At 73.9% G+C, this 18,195-nt stretch carries 15 protein-coding genes; 8 read left to right on the plus strand and 7 right to left on the minus strand.

What is annotated here, in order from left to right:
* The first annotated feature begins 168 nt into the window (after positions 1-168).
* The 6 genes from MicB006_RS09700 (at position 169) to MicB006_RS09725 (ending at position 8,545) form a co-directional block, all read left to right on the plus strand.
* Positions 169-1,845: an acyclic terpene utilization AtuA family protein gene (locus tag MicB006_RS09700; RefSeq protein WP_116511298.1), complete on the plus strand. Its 1,677-nt coding sequence runs from the start codon at positions 169-171 to the stop codon at positions 1,843-1,845.
* The gene (locus MicB006_RS09705) at positions 1,842-2,981 is read left to right on the plus strand and encodes an acyl-CoA dehydrogenase family protein (protein ID WP_116505370.1); all 1,140 of its coding nucleotides are present in this window, start codon (positions 1,842-1,844) and stop codon (positions 2,979-2,981) included. The genes MicB006_RS09700 and MicB006_RS09705 overlap by 4 nt, the downstream gene beginning before the upstream one ends.
* Positions 2,978-4,585, plus strand: coding sequence for an acyl-CoA carboxylase subunit beta (locus MicB006_RS09710; protein ID WP_116505371.1), 1,608 nt, complete (start codon positions 2,978-2,980; stop codon positions 4,583-4,585). The genes MicB006_RS09705 and MicB006_RS09710 overlap by 4 nt, the downstream gene beginning before the upstream one ends.
* A gap of 11 nt (positions 4,586-4,596) precedes the next feature.
* On the plus strand, positions 4,597-6,612 hold the full coding sequence (locus MicB006_RS09715; protein WP_116505373.1) for a biotin carboxylase N-terminal domain-containing protein: 2,016 nt from the start codon (positions 4,597-4,599) through the stop codon (positions 6,610-6,612).
* A complete protein-coding gene (locus tag MicB006_RS09720; protein ID WP_116505375.1) occupies positions 6,609-7,772 on the plus strand; it encodes an acyl-CoA dehydrogenase family protein in 1,164 nt (387 codons plus the stop codon). The genes MicB006_RS09715 and MicB006_RS09720 overlap by 4 nt, the downstream gene beginning before the upstream one ends.
* A 320-nt stretch (positions 7,773-8,092) precedes the next feature.
* Positions 8,093-8,545 carry a hypothetical protein gene (locus tag MicB006_RS09725; RefSeq protein WP_116505377.1) on the plus strand — a complete coding sequence of 151 codons (453 nt, stop codon included), beginning with the start codon at positions 8,093-8,095 and terminating at the stop codon, positions 8,543-8,545.
* On the opposite strand, the gene MicB006_RS09730 is transcribed toward MicB006_RS09725, so the two are convergent.
* The 7 genes from MicB006_RS09730 to MicB006_RS09760 all read right to left on the minus strand — a co-directional run bounded on the left by MicB006_RS09730 (position 8,532) and on the right by MicB006_RS09760 (position 16,256).
* The gene (locus MicB006_RS09730) at positions 8,532-9,998 is read right to left on the minus strand and encodes a serine/threonine-protein kinase (RefSeq protein ID WP_116505379.1); all 1,467 of its coding nucleotides are present in this window, start codon (positions 9,996-9,998) and stop codon (positions 8,532-8,534) included. The genes MicB006_RS09725 and MicB006_RS09730 overlap by 14 nt on opposite strands.
* Before the next feature lie 30 nt (positions 9,999-10,028).
* Positions 10,029-10,496 carry a hypothetical protein gene (locus tag MicB006_RS09735; protein WP_116505380.1) on the minus strand — a complete coding sequence of 156 codons (468 nt, stop codon included), beginning with the start codon at positions 10,494-10,496 and terminating at the stop codon, positions 10,029-10,031.
* Between the two features lie 135 nt (positions 10,497-10,631).
* Positions 10,632-14,213 carry an adenylate/guanylate cyclase domain-containing protein gene (locus MicB006_RS09740; RefSeq protein WP_116505382.1) on the minus strand — a complete coding sequence of 1,194 codons (3,582 nt, stop codon included), beginning with the start codon at positions 14,211-14,213 and terminating at the stop codon, positions 10,632-10,634.
* Complete coding sequence (locus MicB006_RS09745) at positions 14,210-15,004, minus strand: MBL fold metallo-hydrolase (protein ID WP_370013438.1); 795 nt, start codon at positions 15,002-15,004, stop codon at positions 14,210-14,212. Before MicB006_RS09745 ends, MicB006_RS09740 begins: the two co-directional genes overlap by 4 nt.
* A gap of 120 nt (positions 15,005-15,124) precedes the next feature.
* Positions 15,125-15,586 carry a RidA family protein gene (locus tag MicB006_RS09750; protein ID WP_116505386.1) on the minus strand — a complete coding sequence of 154 codons (462 nt, stop codon included), beginning with the start codon at positions 15,584-15,586 and terminating at the stop codon, positions 15,125-15,127.
* A 5-nt stretch (positions 15,587-15,591) separates the two neighbouring features.
* Positions 15,592-15,747: a DUF4177 domain-containing protein gene (locus MicB006_RS09755; RefSeq protein WP_013289021.1), complete on the minus strand. Its 156-nt coding sequence runs from the start codon at positions 15,745-15,747 to the stop codon at positions 15,592-15,594.
* 62 nt (positions 15,748-15,809) lie between these two features.
* Entirely contained in the window at positions 15,810-16,256 is a 447-nt protein-coding gene (locus MicB006_RS09760; protein ID WP_116505388.1) for a hypothetical protein, read from the minus strand.
* Positions 16,257-16,592: 336 nt separating this feature from the next.
* On the opposite strand from MicB006_RS09760, the gene MicB006_RS09765 reads away from it, so the two are divergent.
* Complete coding sequence (locus MicB006_RS09765; protein WP_116505390.1) at positions 16,593-17,180, plus strand: hypothetical protein; 588 nt, start codon at positions 16,593-16,595, stop codon at positions 17,178-17,180.
* A gap of 26 nt (positions 17,181-17,206) precedes the next feature.
* Positions 17,207-18,181 carry an ArsA-related P-loop ATPase gene (locus tag MicB006_RS09770; protein ID WP_116505391.1) on the plus strand — a complete coding sequence of 325 codons (975 nt, stop codon included), beginning with the start codon at positions 17,207-17,209 and terminating at the stop codon, positions 18,179-18,181.
* Positions 18,182-18,195: the final 14 nt, after the last annotated feature.

The raw sequence follows: 18,195 nt of genomic DNA on the forward strand, positions 1-18,195 counted from the left end.
AGCGAACGCACCGAGCGAAGCGAGGGCCGTGAGCGCATGCCCGATCAGCACGGCATGAGCGAACGCACCGAGCGAAGCGAGGGCCGTGAGCGCATGCCCGATCAGCACAGCATGAGCGAACGCACCGAGCGAAGCGAGGGCCGTGAGCGCATGCCCGATCAGCACAGCATGAGCGTGCTGCGGATCGGGAACGCGTCGGGCTTCTACGGCGACCGTTTCGCCGCCTGGCGGGAGATGCTCGACGGCGGCGAGCTGGACGTGCTGACCGGTGACTACCTGGCCGAGCTGACCATGCTCATCCTCGGCCGCGACCGGATGCGTGACCCGTCGCTCGGCTACGCGAAGACGTTCCTGCGCCAGGCGGAGGGCGTGCTCGGCACCGCGCTGGAGCGCGGCGTCACGCTCGTCACCAACGCGGGCGGCCTCAACCCGGCGGGGCTGGCCGACGCGATCCGGTCGCTCGGCGACCGGCTCGGCGTCCAGGTGCGGGTCGGGTACGTCGAAGGCGACGCGATCCAGCGGCCGGACGCGCTGACCGCCAACGCGTACCTGGGCGCGTTCGGGATCGCGGCCTGCCTCGACGCGGGCGCGGACGTGGTGGTCACCGGGCGGGTCACCGACGCCTCGCTGGCTGTCGGCCCGGCAATCGCCCGCTTCGGCTGGACCCGTGACGACCTCGACGCGCTGGCCGGCGCGACGGTCGCCGGGCACCTGATCGAGTGCGGCGCGCAGGTCACCGGCGGCAACTTCAGCTTCTTCACCGAGCTGCCGGACGGCGGGCGCCGCCCCGGTTTCCCGATCGCCGAGCTGCACTCGGACGGCTCGTCGGTGCTCACCAAGCACGCGGGCACCGGCGGCGCGGTGACGGTCGAGACGGTCACCGCCCAGCTACTGTACGAGGTGGGCGGGCCGGACTACCTCGGGCCGGACGTGGTGACCCGGCTGGACACGGTACGGCTGGAGCAGGAGGGCCCGGACCGGGTACGCGTGTCCGGGGTACGCGGCACGCCGCCACCGGACACGCTCAAGGTGGGCGTCAACAACCTGGGCGGCTTCCGCAACTCGATGACGTTCGTGCTGTGCGGGCTGGACATCCCGGCCAAGGCGGCACTGGTCCGCGCCCAGGTCGAGGAGTCGGTCGGCACGGAAGGGCTGGAGTTCACGCTGGCCCGTACCGACCACCCGGACACCGGCGACACCGAGGCGGCGAGCGCGCTGCTGCACGTACACATGCGTGACGGCGACAAGTCGCGGGCCGGGCGGGCGTTCTCGGCGGCGGCGGTGGAGCTGGCGCTGGCCTCCTACCCGGGCTGCACGCTGACCACGCTGCCCGGCGACGCGACGCCGTACGGGGTGTTCACCGCCGACGCGATCGCGCAGGACGCGGTCGAGCACGTGGCGGTGCTGCCCTCCGGCGAGCGGGTGCCGATCCCGCCGCCGACGGTGACGAGCGGTTTGCAGGGGGCCCCTTTACAACACGAGGCGTTAACAGGGGGCCCTTCCTTACCCGCAACCCGGCGGGGGCCGCTCGGTGAGCTTGTCGGCGCGCGGTCCGGCGACAAGGGCGGCGACGCCAACCTGGGCGTCTGGGCCCGCACCGATGCCACCTGGCCCTGGCTGCGCGACTGGCTGACTGTGGACCGGCTGGCGGAGCTGCTGCCGGAGACGGCGGCGCTCACCGTCGAGCGGTACGAGCTGCCGAACCTGCGCGCGGTCAACTTCGTGATCCGAGGGCTGCTCGGGCAGGGCGTGGCCGCCTCCACCCGGTTCGACCCCCAGGCCAAGGCGCTCGGCGAGCTGCTGCGCTCGCGAGTGGTCGATCTTCCGACGGAGGTTCCGGCATGACCATCGTGGACACGCCGGAGCGCCGGCAGCTGCGCGAGCTGACCCGCTCGTTCGTCACCCGGGAGGTGCTGCCGCACCTGTCCGACTGGGAGCGGGCCGGCGAGCTGCCCCGGTCGTTGCACGAGACAGCCGCGAAGGTCGGCCTGCTCGGCATCGGCTTCCCGGAGTCGGTCGGCGGCAGCGGCGGCGACCTGCTCGACTCGATGGTGGTCACCGAGGAGATCATCCGCTCGGGCGGTTCGTCGGGGCTGATCGCCGCGCTGTTCACGCACGGGATCGCGCTGCCGCACATGGTTCAGGCACAGGACGAGACGCTCATCGAGCGGTACGTGCGGCCGACGCTCGCCGGGACGATGATCGGCGCGCTGGCGATCACCGAGCCGGACGGCGGCTCGGACGTGGCGGGCATCCGCACCTGCGCGGTACGCAACGGCGACCACTACGTGGTGAACGGCGCCAAGACGTACATCACCAGCGGGGTCCGGGCCGACTTCGTCACCACGGCGGTCTGCACCGACTTCCCCGGGTCGGGCTCGCTCAGCCTGCTCGTGATCGACAAGGGCACGCCGGGGTTCACTGTGGGCCGGCGGCTGGAGAAGCTGGGCTGGCACTGCTCGGACACGGCCGAACTGTCCTTCGTCGACGTGCGGGTGCCGGTGCGCAACCGAGTCGGCCCGGAGGACACCGGCTTCCTCGCCATCATGCAGCAGTTCGCCGCCGAGCGGCTCTCGCTCGCCACGCAGGCGTACGCCACGGCGCAGCGCTGCGTGGACCTGGCCGTGCGGTGGTGCCGGGACCGCCAGACGTTCGGCCGGCCGCTCGTCGCGCGGCAGGTCGTCCGGCACCGGCTGGCCGAGATGCACACCCGCACCGAGGCGGCCCGGGCGTACGTGCACGAGGTCGCCGAGCGGGTCGCGGCCGGGCAGCCGGTGGTGACCGAGGTGGCGATCGCGAAGAACGTGGCGGTGTCCGCGTGCGACTTCGTCGTCGACGCCGCGCTGCAACTGCACGGCGGTTTCGGCTACATGCGGGACGCCGAGGTGGAGCGGCACTACCGCGACGCCCGGCTGCTCGGTATCGGCGGCGGCGCCACCGAGATCATGAACGAGATCATCGCGAAGGGCATGGGCCTGTGAGCACGACAGTTCTGCAGAGCACGATCGACCCGTCCGCGCCCGCCTTCACCGCCAACCGGGAGGCGCTGCTGGAACGCCTCGCCGAACTGGAGGAGGCGCTCGACCAGGCCCGGGGTGGTGGCGGCGAGAAGTACGTGACCCGCCACCACGGTCGCGGCAAGCTGCTTCCCCGCGAGCGGATCGAGCTGCTGCTCGACCCGGACAGCCCGTTCCTGGAGCTGTCGTCGGTGGCCGCGTTCGGCACCGACTTCCCGGTCGGCGCCAGCACCGTGACCGGCATCGGCGTGGTCGAGGGCGTGGAGTGCCTGATCGTGGCGAACGACCCGACGGTACGCGGCGGCGCGATCAACCCGTGGTCGCTGGCGAAGACCCGCCGGGCGGGTGAGATCGCGGCGGCCAACCGGCTGCCGATGGTGAACCTGGTCGAGTCGGCCGGCGCGGACCTGCCCACCCAGGCGGAGATCTTCATTCCCGGCGGCCGGGTGTTCCGGGACCTGACCCGGCTCTCCGCGCAGCGGATCCCGACAGTGAGCGTGGTCTTCGGCAACGCCACCGCCGGCGGGGCGTACGTACCCGGCATGTCGGACTTCACCATCATGATCCGGGACCGTTCGCAGGTCTACCTGGCCGGGCCGCCGCTGGTGAAGATGGCCACCGGCGAGGTCACCGACGACGAGTCGCTCGGTGGCGCGGCGATGCACGCCACCACGTCCGGCCTGGCCGACTTCCTCGCCGAGGACGAGCGTGACGGGATCCGGCTGGCCCGGCAGTGCGTCCGCCGGCTCAACTGGCGCAAGCACGGGCCGCCGCCGCGCAACCCCCACCCGTTGCCACCCCGGTACGACCCGGAGGAGCTGCTCGGCATCGCCAGCGCCGACCTGAAGGTGCCGTTCGACCCGCGCGAGGTGCTGGCCCGGGTGCTCGACGACAGCGCGTTCGACGAGTTCAAGCCCGGCTACGGCACCGCCCTGGTCACCGGCTGGGGTGAGCTGCACGGCTACCCGGTCGGTGTGCTGGCGAACGCCCGGGGCGTGCTGTTCAGCGAGGAGGCGCAGAAGGCGGCGCAGTTCATCCAGCTCGCCAACGCGGCGGACACACCGCTGGTCTTCCTGCAGAACACCACCGGCTACATGGTCGGCACCGAGTACGAGCAGCGCGGCATCATCAAGCACGGCGCCCTGATGATCAACGCGGTGTCGAACTCGAAGGTGCCGCACCTGACCGTCAACCTGGGCGCCTCCTACGGCGCCGGCAACTACGGCATGTGCGGCCGGGCGTACGAGCCGCGGTTCCTGTTCACCTGGCCGAACTCGAAGTCGGCGGTGATGGGCCCGGCGCAGCTCGCCGGGGTGCTGTCCATCGTGGCCCGGCAGGCCGCCGCCGCCCGGGGACGCGAGTACGACGAGGACACCGACGCCGCCATGCGGATGATGGTCGAGCAGCAGATCGAGTCGCAGTCCGGCGCGCTGTTCCTGTCCGGGCGGCTCTACGACGACGGGGTGATCGACCCGCGGGACACCCGTACCGTCCTCGGGCTGTGCCTGTCGGCGATCCACAACGGACCGGTGAAGGGCGCCGACGGTTTCGGCGTCTTCCGGATGTAGGGGGCGGCTCAATGATTGACAAGCTTCTCGTTGCGAACCGGGGCGAGATCGCCCGCCGGGTCTTCGCCACCTGCCGCGCCCTCGGCGTGGCCACCGTCGCCGTGCACTCCGACGCGGACGCCGACGCGCCGTTCGTCGCCGACGCCGACCAGGCGGTACGGCTGCCGGGTAACACGCCGGCCGAGACGTACCTGCGCATCGACGCCGTCCTGGACGCGGCCCGCCGGTCCGGCGCGGACGCCGTCCACCCCGGTTACGGCTTCCTGGCCGAGAACGCCGAGTTCGCGGCGGCGGTGACCGACGCGGGCCTGACCTGGGTCGGTCCGTCCGCGAAGGCGATCGCGGCGATGGGCGACAAGATGGCCGCCAAGGCGCTGCTCGCCGACGCGGGCGTGCCGATGCTGCCCACCTGGACCGACCCGGCCGAGGTGACCGCCTTCCCGGTGCTGGTCAAGGCCGCGGCGGGCGGCGGCGGCCGGGGCATGCGGATCGTCCGCGACGCGGCCGGGCTGGCCGAGGCCGTCGCTGGCGCGCGCCGCGAGGCGGCGGCGGCGTTCGGCGACGGCACCGTCTTCATCGAGCGGTACGTGGAACGCGGCCGGCACGTCGAGGTGCAGATCTTCGGCGACACCCACGGCACCGTCGTGGCGCTCGGGGTACGTGACTGCTCCATCCAGCGCCGCCACCAGAAGATCGTCGAGGAGGCGCCCGGCGTGCTGCCCGACGACGTGCGCGCGGAGCTGCACGAGGCGGCGGTGGCGGCCGGGCGGGCCGTCGACTACGTCGGCGCGGGAACAGTGGAGTTCCTGCTCGCGCCGGACGGGCAGGTGCACTTCCTGGAGATGAACACCCGCCTCCAGGTGGAGCACCCGGTCACCGAGCTGACCACCGGGCTGGACCTGGTCCGGCTGCAACTGCTCGTCGCCGAGGGCGAGCCGCTGCCGGTCGCCACCACACCGCCGGCCGACGGCCACGCCATCGAGGTACGGCTGTGCGCCGAGGACCCGGCCCAGGGCTTCCGTCCGGCCACCGGCACGCTGCACCGGTTCGCGATTCCCGGGGTGGCCGCCGAGTTCGGTCCGGCCCGAGGGCTGCGTCTGGACTCGGGCGTGGTGGACGGCTCGACGGTGAGCGTGCACTACGACTCGATGCTGGCGAAGCTCGTCGCCTGGGCGCCCACCCGCGCCGAGGCGGCCCGCGCGCTCGCCGGCGCGCTGGCCCGCGCCGAACTGCACGGCGTGGCCACCAACCGGGATCTGCTGGTGCGTGTGCTGCGCAGCCCGGAGTTCGCCGCCATGGACGTGGACACCGGTTTCCTGGACCGGCACCCGGAGGTGTTCGAGCCGCTGCTGCCGGTCGAGCAGCTTCCGGTGGCGGCACTGGCGGCTGCGCTGGCCGGCGCCGCCGCGCGCCGGGCTGCCGCCCCGGTGCTGGCCGGGCTGCCGTCGGGCTGGCGCAACGTGCCGTCCTTCCCGCAGGTCACCAGCTTCACCGTCGGCGACGGCGAGGAGATCGAGATCCGCTATCGGCTCGACCGCACCGGCGGCCTCGCCGAGTGGGGAAGGAAGGGCCCCCTGTTAACGGATCCGGTAGCGGAAGGGTCCCCTGTTAACACCGAGCTGCCGGTGGTCGAGCTGGTGACGGCCGCCCCGGACCGGGTGGTGCTCGACGTCGACGGGGTACGGCGGGCGTTCCGCGTACACCGGGTGGGGTCGTCGGTCTTCGTGGACGGCCCGGACGGGGCGGCGAGCCTCACCGAGCTGCCCCGCCTGCCCCTGCCCACCGCGGAGCTGGCGGCCGGGTCGCTGCTCGCGCCGCTGCCCGGAGCGGTGACCCGGGTGCACGTCGAGGTCGGTCAGCGGGTCGCCGCCGGTGACCTGCTGCTGACGCTGGAAGCGATGAAGCTCGAACATCCCGTGCTCGCCCCCGCCGACGGCGTGGTGACGGAGCTGCCGGTGCCCGCCGGCGGTCAGGTCGAGACGGGTGCCGTACTGGCCGTGGTGGACCCCGAGGAGGACCCGCAGTGAATTTCGACCTCACCCCCGAACAGGATCAGCTCCGCGACGCGGTACGGGAGCTGGGACGCAAGTACGGCCATTCCTACTTCGTGTCGAAAGCCAAGTCCGGCGAGCACACCACCGAGCTGTGGCACGAGGCCGGCCGGCTGGGCTACCTGGGCGTCAACATCCCCACCGAGTACGGCGGCGGGGGCGGCGGCATCACCGACCTGGCGCTGGTGTGCGAGGAACTGGCCGCTACCGGCTGCCCGTTGCTGCTCCTGGTGGTCTCCCCCGCCATCGCCGCCACGATCATCCACAGGCACGGTACGGAGGAGCAGCGCAAGAAGCACCTCCCCGGCCTCGCCGACGGCTCCGAGAAGATCGTCTTCGCGATCACCGAGCCGGACGCCGGTTCGAACTTCCACCGCCTCTCCACCGTGGCCCGCCGCGACGGCGACGACTGGCTGCTCACCGGCCGGAAGATCTACATCTCCGGCGTGGACGAGGCCGGGCACGTACTAGTGGTCGCCCGCACCGAGGACGCGTCCACCGGCAAGCTCAAGCCCGCGCTGTTCATCGTGCCGACCGACGCGCCCGGCCTGGAGAAGTCCAAGCTGGACATGGAGATCCTGTCGCCGGAGAACCAGTTCCTGCTCTTCCTCGACGACGTCCGGCTCCCCGCCGACGCGCTCGTCGGCGAGTCACTCGACGCCGGGCTGCCGGCGCTGTTCGCCGGGCTCAACCCGGAGCGCATCACGGTGGCCGCGATGGGCGCGGGCACCGGCCGGTACGCGATCGACAGGGCGAGCGACTACACCGCCACCCGCAAGGTGTGGGGCGGAAACTCGATCGGCTCGCACCAGGGCGTGGCGCACCCGCTCGCGCACGCGGCAGTGCAGGTCGAGCTGGCCCGACTGATGATCTACAAGGCGGCGACGCTCTACGACGCGGGTCGCGACCTGGAAGCGGGCATCTCCGGCAACATGGCCAAGTACGCGGCCGGTGAGGCCGCCGCGCTCGCCGTCGACACCGCCGTCCAGGCGCTCGGCGGCGCCGGCATGACCACCGAGTACGGCGTGTCGACGCTGCTCGGCGCGGTACGCGCCGGCCGGATCGCCCCGGTCAGCCGCGAGATGATCCTCAACTTCGTCGCGCAGCACGTGCTGGGCCAGGACAAGTCCTACTGACCGCAGCGTTCGCGCGTGGCCGCCGTGCGGGGGCCACGCGGCGAGCGGGCGGCCCGGGGTACGGCGGGTGCCCGATCACCCGCCGTACCCCGGGGGTCCGTCAGTGGGCGGTGTGGTCGAGGAGACCTCGGCCCTCGCCACTCCCAGGATCGACGCTCACGGTAGCGGCTCCCCGACGCGCAGCGATACGGCAGACAGCCGAAGGATGTAACGATTTTCACTCGATCAGCGCTTCTGGCACTCCGAAGTGGAAGGTCACTGACGGGAAACCGTCTCAGCCCGCAGGTTGACAGGTCGCCGCGCTGGGCCATGCTTGTCGGGTGAGATCGTTCCCGAAGCCCGATGCGCGGGCGAAGGCCGTCGTCGCGTCCATGGCGACGGTGGCGGCGGTGGTGGCTCTCGCGGTGTGGCGCCCGCCCGGCATCCTGTCGGTCGTGCTGGCCCTGGTCTGCGTCGTGCTGGGCATGATCGCCGGGGTGACGATCACCGCGGCCCGCCAGCCCGACGGCGGTGGCGGGCACCCCCCACCGTCCGAGACCTGGCTCCCCGAGGCCGGGTACGGAGTGGACGCCGACACGCTCGAGGCGATCGATCCGCGGGCCGTGCGGAACCTGCGCGCCCCGGCCGGCCATCCGGTCGACGCGGACACGCTCGAGGCGCTGGACCCGCGGGCGGTACGCGGCCTGCGGGCGCAGACGGCGGTGGACGCGGACACGCTGGAGACGCTCGACCCGCGGGCGGTACGGCAGGGCCGAGGGGTCAGCGACCGGTGAGGGTGGGCCCGGCGAGCGCGTTCACGCCCCGGCCGGCCAGGCACCGGTAGGTCCGGTCGGCGTCGGTCTCCGGCGGCAACACCTCAAGGTTCCATCCGTTCGCCGGGTCGGCGCCACTGACCACCCGGAACGTGTCGACGTTGCACACCTTGCCGACGGCCGGGTCGGTGGCGACCGCGTCGTGCTTGGCGCCGGTGAGACCGGCCGGCAGGTCACCCGCGGCGTAGGTCTCCCACGTGTGCTGGCCGTCGCAGGGCACCCGGCTCGCCTCGGCCCGGTCGCGGCGCAGCCGTACCGGACCGAAGCACTCCAGCTCGGAGGCGCACCGCGCGCCGGCCGGGAGCCGCACGTCGGCGGACGCGCAGCCGGGCACCGGCCCGCCGGCCACGCCACTCGCCACCGGGATCGGCGGGGCGGCCGGCGCGTGACCGGCGGCCAGCCAGCCGCCACCTGCCGACGCCGCCAGCGCGAGCACCCCAACGCCGCCGAGGAACCAGCGCTTGGGCCAGCGCCGGGGCCGCGACGCCACGGTCGGGTGGTCGTCGTCGGCGGGCGGGCGCGGGTTCGGGCCCCCGCTACGGCGGTAGCGCTCGCCGCCGTCGTAGAGCACGCCGCCGGCCGGAGCGCCGTCCAGCGGCAGCCCGGCGAGCAGGCCGCGCAGCTCGACAGCGGAGGGACGCTCGCCCGGGTCGTTGGACATCCCCAACCGGAGTACGTCGATCAGCTCGCCGGGGACCCCGGGCAGCCCGGGGATGGGCTGCTGGAACATCTCCAGCACGGTGACCAGACTCGGATTGCGTTCCGAGTGCCAGCGCGGCGGCCGGCCGTACATCACCGCGTAGAGGGTGGCGCACAGCGAGTAGACGTCGACGGCCGGGGTGGGCGGGCTGTGGTTGAACGTCTCCGGCGGCGCGTACGCGGGCGTGAGCGCCTCCAGCATGACCGAGGAGTCACGGAACTCGGCGAGCACCGCCAGGCCGAAGTCGGCGAGCACCGCCGAGTTGAACTCGGAGTGCAGGATGTTGGCCGGCTTGACGTCCCGGTGCAGCACGCCCGCCGCGTGCGAGTGGACCAGCGCGTCGGCGATCTTCACGCCGAGGTCACGGGTCTCCTCCGGGCCCAGCGGCGAGGTGCGCATCCGCTCCGCGTACGAGCCGTCGCACAGCTCCATGATGAGGTAGGGGTGCTGGTCGACGGTGACCCCGACGTCGAAGAGGTCCACCACGTGGGGGTGCGACGACATCCGGCCGGCCGCGCGGGCCTCGCGCAGGAAGCGGGCCTGGTCGCGTTCGCTGTCCAGCGTCCGGTTCTCGATCTTGACCGCCACCTCGCGTCCCACCGAGATCTGGGTGGCCCGGTAGATGGTGGCGTAGCCGCCCCGGGCGAACACCTGCAGATCGGTCAGACCGGGCACGATTGGCAGCCGCACGGCGCCGGGCGGGGTCTCGGTCACGGTTCGAAAATACCCAACTGGTCCGGCCGGTCAGCGGGCCGCGTCAGTGGCCGGCACCGGATCCGGCGCGGAGTCGCCGGGCCCGGCCGTGCCGGGAGCCGCCCGGCGCGCGTCCCACCACAGGCCGACAGCTGTCGCGACCGCGCCCAGCCCCTCCCACGCGGCGACCGCGAAGAAGCGGTCCGGCGCGACGTCGGACAGCACCGCGATGGTGAAGACGGTGAACGTGACCAGGCGGAACCAGACCGTGAACCGGTAGAACGGCCGCCACTCGGTCGCCACGGCGAGCAGGTAGTAGACCCCCATGTTGAACGAGGCCATCGACGACGCGGTGAGGAACGTGCCGGTGTAGTCGCCCGGGGCGCGTTCGGCCGGCACCTCGAAGCCGAGCAGGCGAAGCTGTGTCTCCGGCCAGATCAACCCGAGCGCGCCGAGCAGCAGCGCGAGGAGCCCGAAGACCGCGATCGTCCAGCCGGCGCCCGAGCGCGGCAGCCTCATCGTCCCTCCCCAGCATGGTCCGCCGGTGACGCGCGCGCGTACCGGTGTGCGACAGTCGACCCGCGACGGACGCCGCCCCACGCTAACCGGCCCCACCGACGAGCACATCCCCGGAACCGGTAGAACAACAACGGATCAGCCGCCGGAGAGACGGACCCGCAACGCGTCGGCGACCATCCGCTCACTGCGCTGTTCGGTGGCGTACGCGAGACGTACCGCCTCCTCCGCGCTGGCCAGCGCCTCGGCCCGGCGGCCACAGGCGTCGAGCGCCTCGGCCAGCACCAGCTGCGCCACCACCTGGCTGCGCACGTCCTCGGCCGGTGCGGTGATCGACCGCTGCGCCCAGTCGAGGGCCTGCTCGCGCTGGCCGTGGGCGAGCAGCGCGGCGGCGTACCGGGCCATCGTCTGCCGCCGGGAGAACAGCAGCGAGGGCGCGTTCGCCGCGCCGGTGGCGACCGGGGCGAGCAGCCCCACGGCGGTGCCCGGGTCACCGGCCGCGAGCCGGGCCATGGCGAGCAGCACCCGCGGCGCGACCTGGGCCGGCGCCTGCGGGTTGTGCGGCTCCACCCGGGTCAGCACCGACCGCGCCTCCCGCTCGGCGGTCTCGTGGTCGCCCATGTCCAGGGCGACGAAGCCGCGCAACGTGCCGGCCATGCCGGTGAGCAACGGGTGGGTGGTCCGGTCGGCGTATTCGAGCGCGTCGGTGAACAGGTCGGCCGCGTGTTCCGGCTCGCCCAGCCCGCGCGCCACCACCCCGCGCACCACGAGCGCGAAGCCCTGCCCCCAGTCGTCGCCCACCTCGGCGAAGTCCCGGTACGCGCGCCGCGCCGCCCGGTCCGCCTCGGCCAGGTCGCCCAGCTCGGCGGTGGCGTACGCCTCGACCGCGCGCAGCGTACCGACCGCCCACGCCTCGCCGACCCGCTCCCCGAACGGCAGGAACACCCGCGCCAACCGGCACGCCTCCCGCAGCCGTCCGGCGAGCAGCCGGGCGAACGCGGTGGTGCCGCGCAGCCAGGCCCGCCCGTACGGATCCTTCAGCTCGGCGAAGAGCCGGGCGGCCCGGCCGAGCACCGCGTCGGTGCCGGCGAAGTCGCCCCGGGTGGTGGTCACCCAGGCCAGGTTCTGCAACGACCAGGCCTGCCCGCGCGGATCCCGGGCGGCCAGGCTGACCTGATAGGACGCGGCCAGCCGGCTGCTCGCCTGCCCGAGCCGGCCGGCGATGAAGTCGGCCATGCCGAGGCGCCGCATCGCCGACGCCCGCATGGTGGGCAGGTCGGCGTCGGTGGCCACCTGCAACGCCTCCCGCCAGCTGCGCTCGGCCCGCTCGGCGTCGCCAAGCGTCTGCTGGGCCTGCCCGGCCAGCAGCAGCGCGGCGGTCCGGGTGGCCGGGTCGCCGGTGTTCGCGGCGATCTTCTCGGCGAACGCGAGCGCGTCGGCCGGGCGGCCGATCTGGAGCAGCGCCCGGGCGTGCGTCACCCGGTCGGCCGGCGGTACGCCGTCGCGGGCCAGCTCGGCCGCGCGCTCGGCGTACTCGACCGCGAGAGCCGGCTCCCCCGAGCGCAGTGACCGGCGGGCGGCCCGGCCCAGCGCGGCCACGCCCAGCGGGGTGACGGCCCGGGCCGGCGCGTCCGGGCGCAGCTTGACCGCGTCGGCGAGCGCTGTCGCCCGCTCGACGTGCTCGGCGACGAAGTCGTCCCGGGCGGCCTCGGTGAAGGCGCCCGCCGGGGCGCCGCCCGTCTCGGCCACGCTCTCCGGCGCGGCCCAGCGGGCCAGCGCCGCGTGCCGTTCGGCCAGCTCGGCCTTGCTCACCCCGGCGTACGCGGCCTCCCGCATGAGCGGGGTGGCGAAGGCGAACCCGGTGCGGGTGCGGTGCAGCATGCGGCGTTGCAGCAGCTCCTCCACGGCCCGGTCCAGCTCGACGGCGGCCACCGCAGCGGGCCGGCCGTCCTGCCCGATCCGCTGCTCCCGCAGCGCCTCCAGCGCGCCGGCGGGCACGGTGTCGCCCACCACCGCGGCGTCGCGCAGCGCCGAGCGGGCGTCCGGCGGCAGCGCGTCGATACGCGCGGCGAGCACCGCGGCGAGGTCCCGGGAGAGCAGCCGGCTGCCGAGCGAGCCGGGGGCGAGCCGCCAGCCGACGTCCGCGCCCCGGCCAGGCCCGGCGGTCAGCGCGCCGCGCTCCATCAGCAGCGTCACGAGTTCGGCCAGGTAGAACGGGTTGCCCTGAGCGGTGGCGAGCAGCCGGTCCGCGTCGGACTGGGGCATGCGCCCACCGGCGAGATAGCTGGTGAGCAGCCGGGAGGCGTCCGCGCCGCGCAGCGGCGGCAGCGCGTGCACCTCGGCGTCCGCGACCCGGATCAGCGCGCCGGCGGTCCGCACCAGTTCGGGCCGGCCGAGCAGCAGCACGAGCACCGGCCCGCTGAGCCGGTTGAGGGTCAGCGCCAGCGCCTTGAGCGTCTCGGCCGTGGCGTCGTGCAGGTCGTCCACCACGATCACCAGCGGCGCCTCCACGGCGAGCGCGGTGAGCAGGTCGGCGACAGCGGTCGGCACGGCTTCGTCGTCCGGTGGCGGTCCGGCCGCGTTCCACTCGCCGTTCTCCGTGGCGGGCGGCAGTTCGGCGTACCCGAGCAGCGCCAGAAGCTGGTCCACGGCGATCGGCGGCGGGTCGCCGGGGAGCCGGGACAGACGCTGGCCGAGCCGGCGCAGCCGCTCCTCGACGGCCGGGCGGGTGACAGCGGTGGCCGCGTCGCCGGGCAGACCGACGGCGGCGCGCACCAGGTCGGCGAGCGGGGCCAGGCGGCGGCGCTCGCCGAACGCGGCGCACCGCACCGACAGCACCCGGGCGCCGGTGTGCGCCGCGTACCGGCCGGCCCCGACGTCGTATCCGGCGGCCAGGCGTTCCACCTCGGCCGCGAACCGGGACTTGCCGATCCCCGCCTCGGCGGTCATCAGCAGCACCCGGGGCTCGCCCCGGTCGATCACCTCGGCGAGCCGGCCGGCGATCCGGCCGATCTCCGTCTCCCGGCCCACGAACGGCGCCTCGTCGCCGAGACCGGACCGGGTGCCGGGCGCGTCCAGCAGGCCCAGCAGCTCGTACGCCTCGACCGGCTCCCGCTTGCCCTTGAGCCGCAGCGGACGCAGCGCCCGCCAGGAGGCGACGTGCCGGGTGGCCGCCGACGTCCGGGCCCCGGCGTAGACCGCGCCGACCGCGGCGGCGTCGGCCAGCCGCGCGGCGGTGTTCACCGTGTCGCCGATGACCGTGTACTCGATCGCGGCCTGGATGCCGGCGATCACGTCGCCGGTGTTGAGGCCGACGCGCAGGCCCAGCGGCGCGCCGCCGCCCCGCTCGTCGTCGAGCACCCGCCGGACCGCCCGCTGCATGGACAACGCCGCGCGCACCGCGCGCTCGGCGTCGTCCTCGTGCGCGACCGGCGCGCCGAAGACCGCCATGATCCCGTCGCCGGTGAGCTTGTCGACGTGCCCGCCGAACGTCTTGACCGCGCCGGCCAGCGCGGCGAGCACCCGGTCGGTGACCGCGCCGACCCGTTCCGGGTCCAGGTCCTCCGACCAGGAGGTGAAGTCGGACAGGTCACCGAAGAGCACTGTCACCACGCGGCGCTCGGCGGCGGGCAGCGTGGCGGCGGCCGGCAGCGCCGCGCCGCAGTTGTGACAGAACCGCGCCCCGGGTACCGCTACCGTCCCGCACACCGGGCAGGTCACGGCTGCTCCACCCCGAGGTGTTCGAGCTGGGCGCGGACGGACCACTCGGCGGCCCACCACAGCGACCTGTCGACGTCGGCGTAGACCACGGCGACCACCTCGGGCGCGGTGGCGGCGCCCGCGGCCACTGCGGCGCGCACCTGCTCCAGCCGGGCCCGTCGGTGGGCCAGGTAGTAGTCGGCCGCGACGCCGCAGTCGGCGAGCGCCGGGCCGTGGCCCGGCAGCACCGGGATCTCCCGGTACGTGGAGAGCAGTTCCAGGCTCGACAGGTAGTCCCCGAGGTGCCCGTCGGGGTGGGCGACCACAGTGGTGCCCCGGCCGAGGATCGTGTCGCCGGTCAGCACCACCCGATCGCCGTCGTGCTCCGCCAGGAGGCAGACCGAGTCGGCGGTGTGCCCGGGGGTGGGCAGCAGCCGCAGGCCGAGCCCCAGGTCGAGGCGCGTGTCGGCGGTGAGCGGCTCGCCCCCGGCGGTGTGGATCGGGTCGGCGGCCAGCACCGGCACGTCGCCGAGCAGCTCACGCAGCCGGGGCGCGCCCTCGGTGTGGTCGGGGTGCCCGTGCGTGATCAGCACGCACCCGATGCCGCCCTGCGCCGCGATCGCGGCCAGGTGCCCCTCGTCGGCCGGTCCCGGGTCGACCACCAGGGCCGGCGCGTCCGGCCCGGCCCGCAGCACCCACGTGTTGGTGCCGTCGAGCGTCATCGGCCCCGGATTGGGCGCGCGCAACAGCGTCACCCACCCCGGCAGTTCCTCCGCAAGCGCCCCCGCGGCCCCGGCCATACGCCCACCCATGGCAGCGATCGTACGACTCCCCCGGCCACTCCCCGCGATCTTGCAGTTCCCGCCGCTGGTTTGTCCCCGTCTGGGGCTTCTGTCGAGGCGGCAACCGCAAGATCGCGGGCTGGCGAGGGGTCAGACGACCTCGACGATCAGCTCTACCTCTACCGGGGCGTCCAGAGGGAGTTCGGCCACGCCCACCGCGCTGCGGGCGTGGCGGCCGGCCTCGCCGAACACGGCGCCGAACAGGTCCGAGGCCCCGTTGATCACGCCGGGCTGGCCGGTGAAGCCGGGCGCGCTGGCCACGAAGCCGGTCAGCTTCACGACCTTCACCACGTTCTCCAGCCCGACCAGCGCGTCGATCGCGGCGAGCGCGTTCAGCGCGCACCGCTGCGCCAGGTCCTTCGCCTGCTCGGCGGAGACGCCGTTGCCGACCTTGCCGGTGGCGAGCAGCTTGCCCTCGGCCATCGGAAGCTGGCCGGAGACGTAGACGTGCTGCCCGGACTGGACGGCCGGCACGTAGCTGGCCACCGGCGGCACCACCTCGGGCAGTTCGAGGCCGAGCTCGGCGAGCTTCGCGTGGGGTCCGTTGCTCATGCGGCTCAGCCCTTCGGCCGCTTCAGGTACGCGACGAGCTGCTCCGGGTTCGGGCCGGGCACCACCGAGACCAGTTCCCAGCCGTCCTCGCCCCAGTTGTCGAGGATCTGCTTGGTCGCGTGAACCAGCAGCGGCACCGTGGCGTATTCCCACTTCTGCATCGGAGGAGGGCTCCCTTGCCTGACTTGGACTTCGGTCAGGCACAGCCTACGGTCCGCCGTCGTCACCAGGACGCGGGACGCGGCTCCGGAGCGGACGGCGGCTCGCCGCACGGGCCCTCGTGCTCGAAGCGCTGCGGACACCGGCTGCGGTCGGGCAGCAGCAGATCACAGAAGACCCGGTGCCTGTTGTTCTGGTCGTCGGCGGTGGAGACGGTGGTCTCGCCCGCGTCCAGCTCCACCAGGAAGCCCAGCGAGGTGGCCACGGTACCGGCGAGCGCGGTGGCCGCGGCGAGGTCGGCCACCCGGACCGGCAGGTGGATGACGTAGCCGGGCTCGTCCTCCTCCCGCCCCTTCGCGCCGGGGCGGGACAGCGTCCGGACCACCTCGACCGGAAGGCGGTACGACCGCTCGTTGAACGAGGCGCCCTCGCCGGGCGCATCGGCGTCGCCGGGCCATCCGGGCCGGTCACCGGGGAACTGGGCTCGGGGGGTGTTCTCCGCGTCGCGCATGCGTCGCCTCCGGGCGTCGTACCTGTTCACTGACACCGCCATCCGCCTCGGCGTCGTCCGGCGGGTCCGGCTCTCCGTGTCGGGACGAACGTAGGACCTCCAACCAGTCCCGGCAACGGGACGCGCACGCTTCGTCACGCCCAGTCACATATGCGACACAAGCCTGGTCCGGAACGCGACGGCGAACTCACCTGCGGCGGGGGCGTACGCGGGGCTGGCAAGCGCCCCGCCGACCGCTACCCTTCCGGACTGGGCACGCGCGGACGCGCGCCCGACCACCTCGACCCGTGCCCGTCGCCTGGGGCGGCGACGGGAGCCGCAACCCGGGGGAGACAGATGACCCAACCGCCCGCCGGTGGCGACACCGGCATGCCCGGCGACCCGCATCCACAGACACCGCCCGACGGCGGCACACCGTCGGGCTCCGTTCCCGCCGCCGGGCCACCGGGCTATCCGCCCGGTCCGCCGGGCGGCCAGCCACGCAAGCGACCCGCCCTGCTGATCGCCTCCCTGGTGCTGGCCGCCGCGGTCCTGCTCTGCGGCGGTGGGGGCACTGCCGCGTTCCTCGTCCTGCGCGACACCGAGGACGGCCAGGGAGCGAAGGAGCCGCAGGTCGCGGTGGACGGCTTCCTCAAGGCCGTCTATCAGGAGCGGGACGCCGAGAAGGCGGCCACGTTCGTCTGCTCGGCCGCACGCGACGACGAGAAGATCACCGCCAAGGTCGCCGAGGTCCAGAAGTACGCCGGGCAGTACCAGAACCCCCGGTTCCGCTGGAGCAACCCGACCGTCGACAACCAGACCGGGGACCGGGCCACGGTCTCCGCCCGGGTGACCATGACCACCGCCGACGAGAAGGTCGCCGAGCAGTCCCTGCGCTTCACGGTGGTGCGGAAGACGGGATGGTGGGTCTGCGAGGTCGGCTGATCCGGCCGGCTGGTTAGGCTCGACGGGTGGCAGCGAGTGAGCAGCCGGCCGAGTCCGCCGGCAGATGGCCGGCCCGCCTGCATGTGGTGACCGGCAAGGGCGGCACAGGCAAGACGAGCGTGGCCGCCGCGCTGGCCCTCGGCCTGGCCGCCGGGGGCCGGCGCACCCTGCTGGTCGAGGTGGAGGGCCGGCAGGGCATCGCCCAGCTCTTCGGCACCGACCCGCTGCCGTACGAGGAACGGCACCTCGCCGACGCGCCCGGCGGCGGTGAGGTGCGGGCGCTGGCGGTCGACGCCGAGGCGGCGCTCCTCGAATACCTGGACATGTTCTACAAGCTCGGCGCGGCCGGCCGGGCGCTGCGCAAGCTCGGCGCGATCGACTTCGCCACCACGATCGCGCCGGGCCTGCGCGACGTGCTGCTCACCGGCAAGGTCAAGGAGGCGACCACCCGCACCAGCGGGTCGCGCCGGACGTACGACGCGGTCGTGCTGGACGCGCCGCCGACCGGACGAATCGGCCGCTTCCTGAACGTGACAGCGGAGACCGCCCGGCTGGCCAAGGTCGGCCCGATCAAGACCCAGAGCGAGGGCGTCTCCGCGCTGCTCCGGTCGCCGATGACAGCTGTGCACGTGGTCACGCTGCTGGAGGAGATGCCGGTCCAGGAGACGCTCGACGCGGTCGCCGAGCTGACCCAGCTCGGCTTCCCGGTCGGCCGGGTGATCGTGAACGGCGTCCGCCCGCCGGTGCCGGCCGGCCGGGCCGTGACCGCGGCCGAGCTGAAGCGCGGGCTGGCCGCCGCCGGCCTGCCGACCGACGGCCCGACCGTGGCCGGGCTCGTCGAGGAGGCCCACGACCAGCGGGTACGCCGGGAGCTGGAGGACTCGCTCCGGGGCGACCTGGTGGAGCTGGGCCTGCCCATGATCGAACTGCCGCTGCTGCCCGGAGGAGTCGACCGGGCCGGGTTGGAGACGTTCGCCGAGACCCTCGTCCGGGCGGATTGACTCACACCTGCGAC

The sequence above is a fragment of the Micromonospora sp. B006 genome (assembly GCF_003408515.1).
In the GTDB taxonomy this organism is placed as follows: Bacteria; Actinomycetota; Actinomycetes; order Mycobacteriales; family Micromonosporaceae; genus Micromonospora; species Micromonospora echinospora_A.

What these genes read in the sequence shown, in the direction of transcription:
- MicB006_RS09700 (WP_116511298.1), top strand. Translation starts at nt 169, where the DNA reads ATGAGCGTGCTGCGGATCGGGAACGCGTCGGGCTTCTACGGCGACCGT.
- MicB006_RS09705 (WP_116505370.1), top strand. Translation starts at nt 1,842, where the DNA reads ATGACCATCGTGGACACGCCGGAGCGCCGGCAGCTGCGCGAGCTGACC.
- MicB006_RS09715 (WP_116505373.1), top strand. Translation starts at nt 4,597, where the DNA reads ATGATTGACAAGCTTCTCGTTGCGAACCGGGGCGAGATCGCCCGCCGG.
- MicB006_RS09735 (WP_116505380.1), bottom strand. Translation starts at nt 10,496, where the DNA reads ATGAGGCTGCCGCGCTCGGGCGCCGGCTGGACGATCGCGGTCTTCGGG.
- MicB006_RS09745 (WP_370013438.1), bottom strand. Translation starts at nt 15,004, where the DNA reads ATGGGTGGGCGTATGGCCGGGGCCGCGGGGGCGCTTGCGGAGGAACTG.
- MicB006_RS09750 (WP_116505386.1), bottom strand. Translation starts at nt 15,586, where the DNA reads ATGAGCAACGGACCCCACGCGAAGCTCGCCGAGCTCGGCCTCGAACTG.
- MicB006_RS09755 (WP_013289021.1), bottom strand. Translation starts at nt 15,747, where the DNA reads ATGCAGAAGTGGGAATACGCCACGGTGCCGCTGCTGGTTCACGCGACC.
- MicB006_RS09760 (WP_116505388.1), bottom strand. Translation starts at nt 16,256, where the DNA reads ATGCGCGACGCGGAGAACACCCCCCGAGCCCAGTTCCCCGGTGACCGG.
- MicB006_RS09765 (WP_116505390.1), top strand. Translation starts at nt 16,593, where the DNA reads ATGACCCAACCGCCCGCCGGTGGCGACACCGGCATGCCCGGCGACCCG.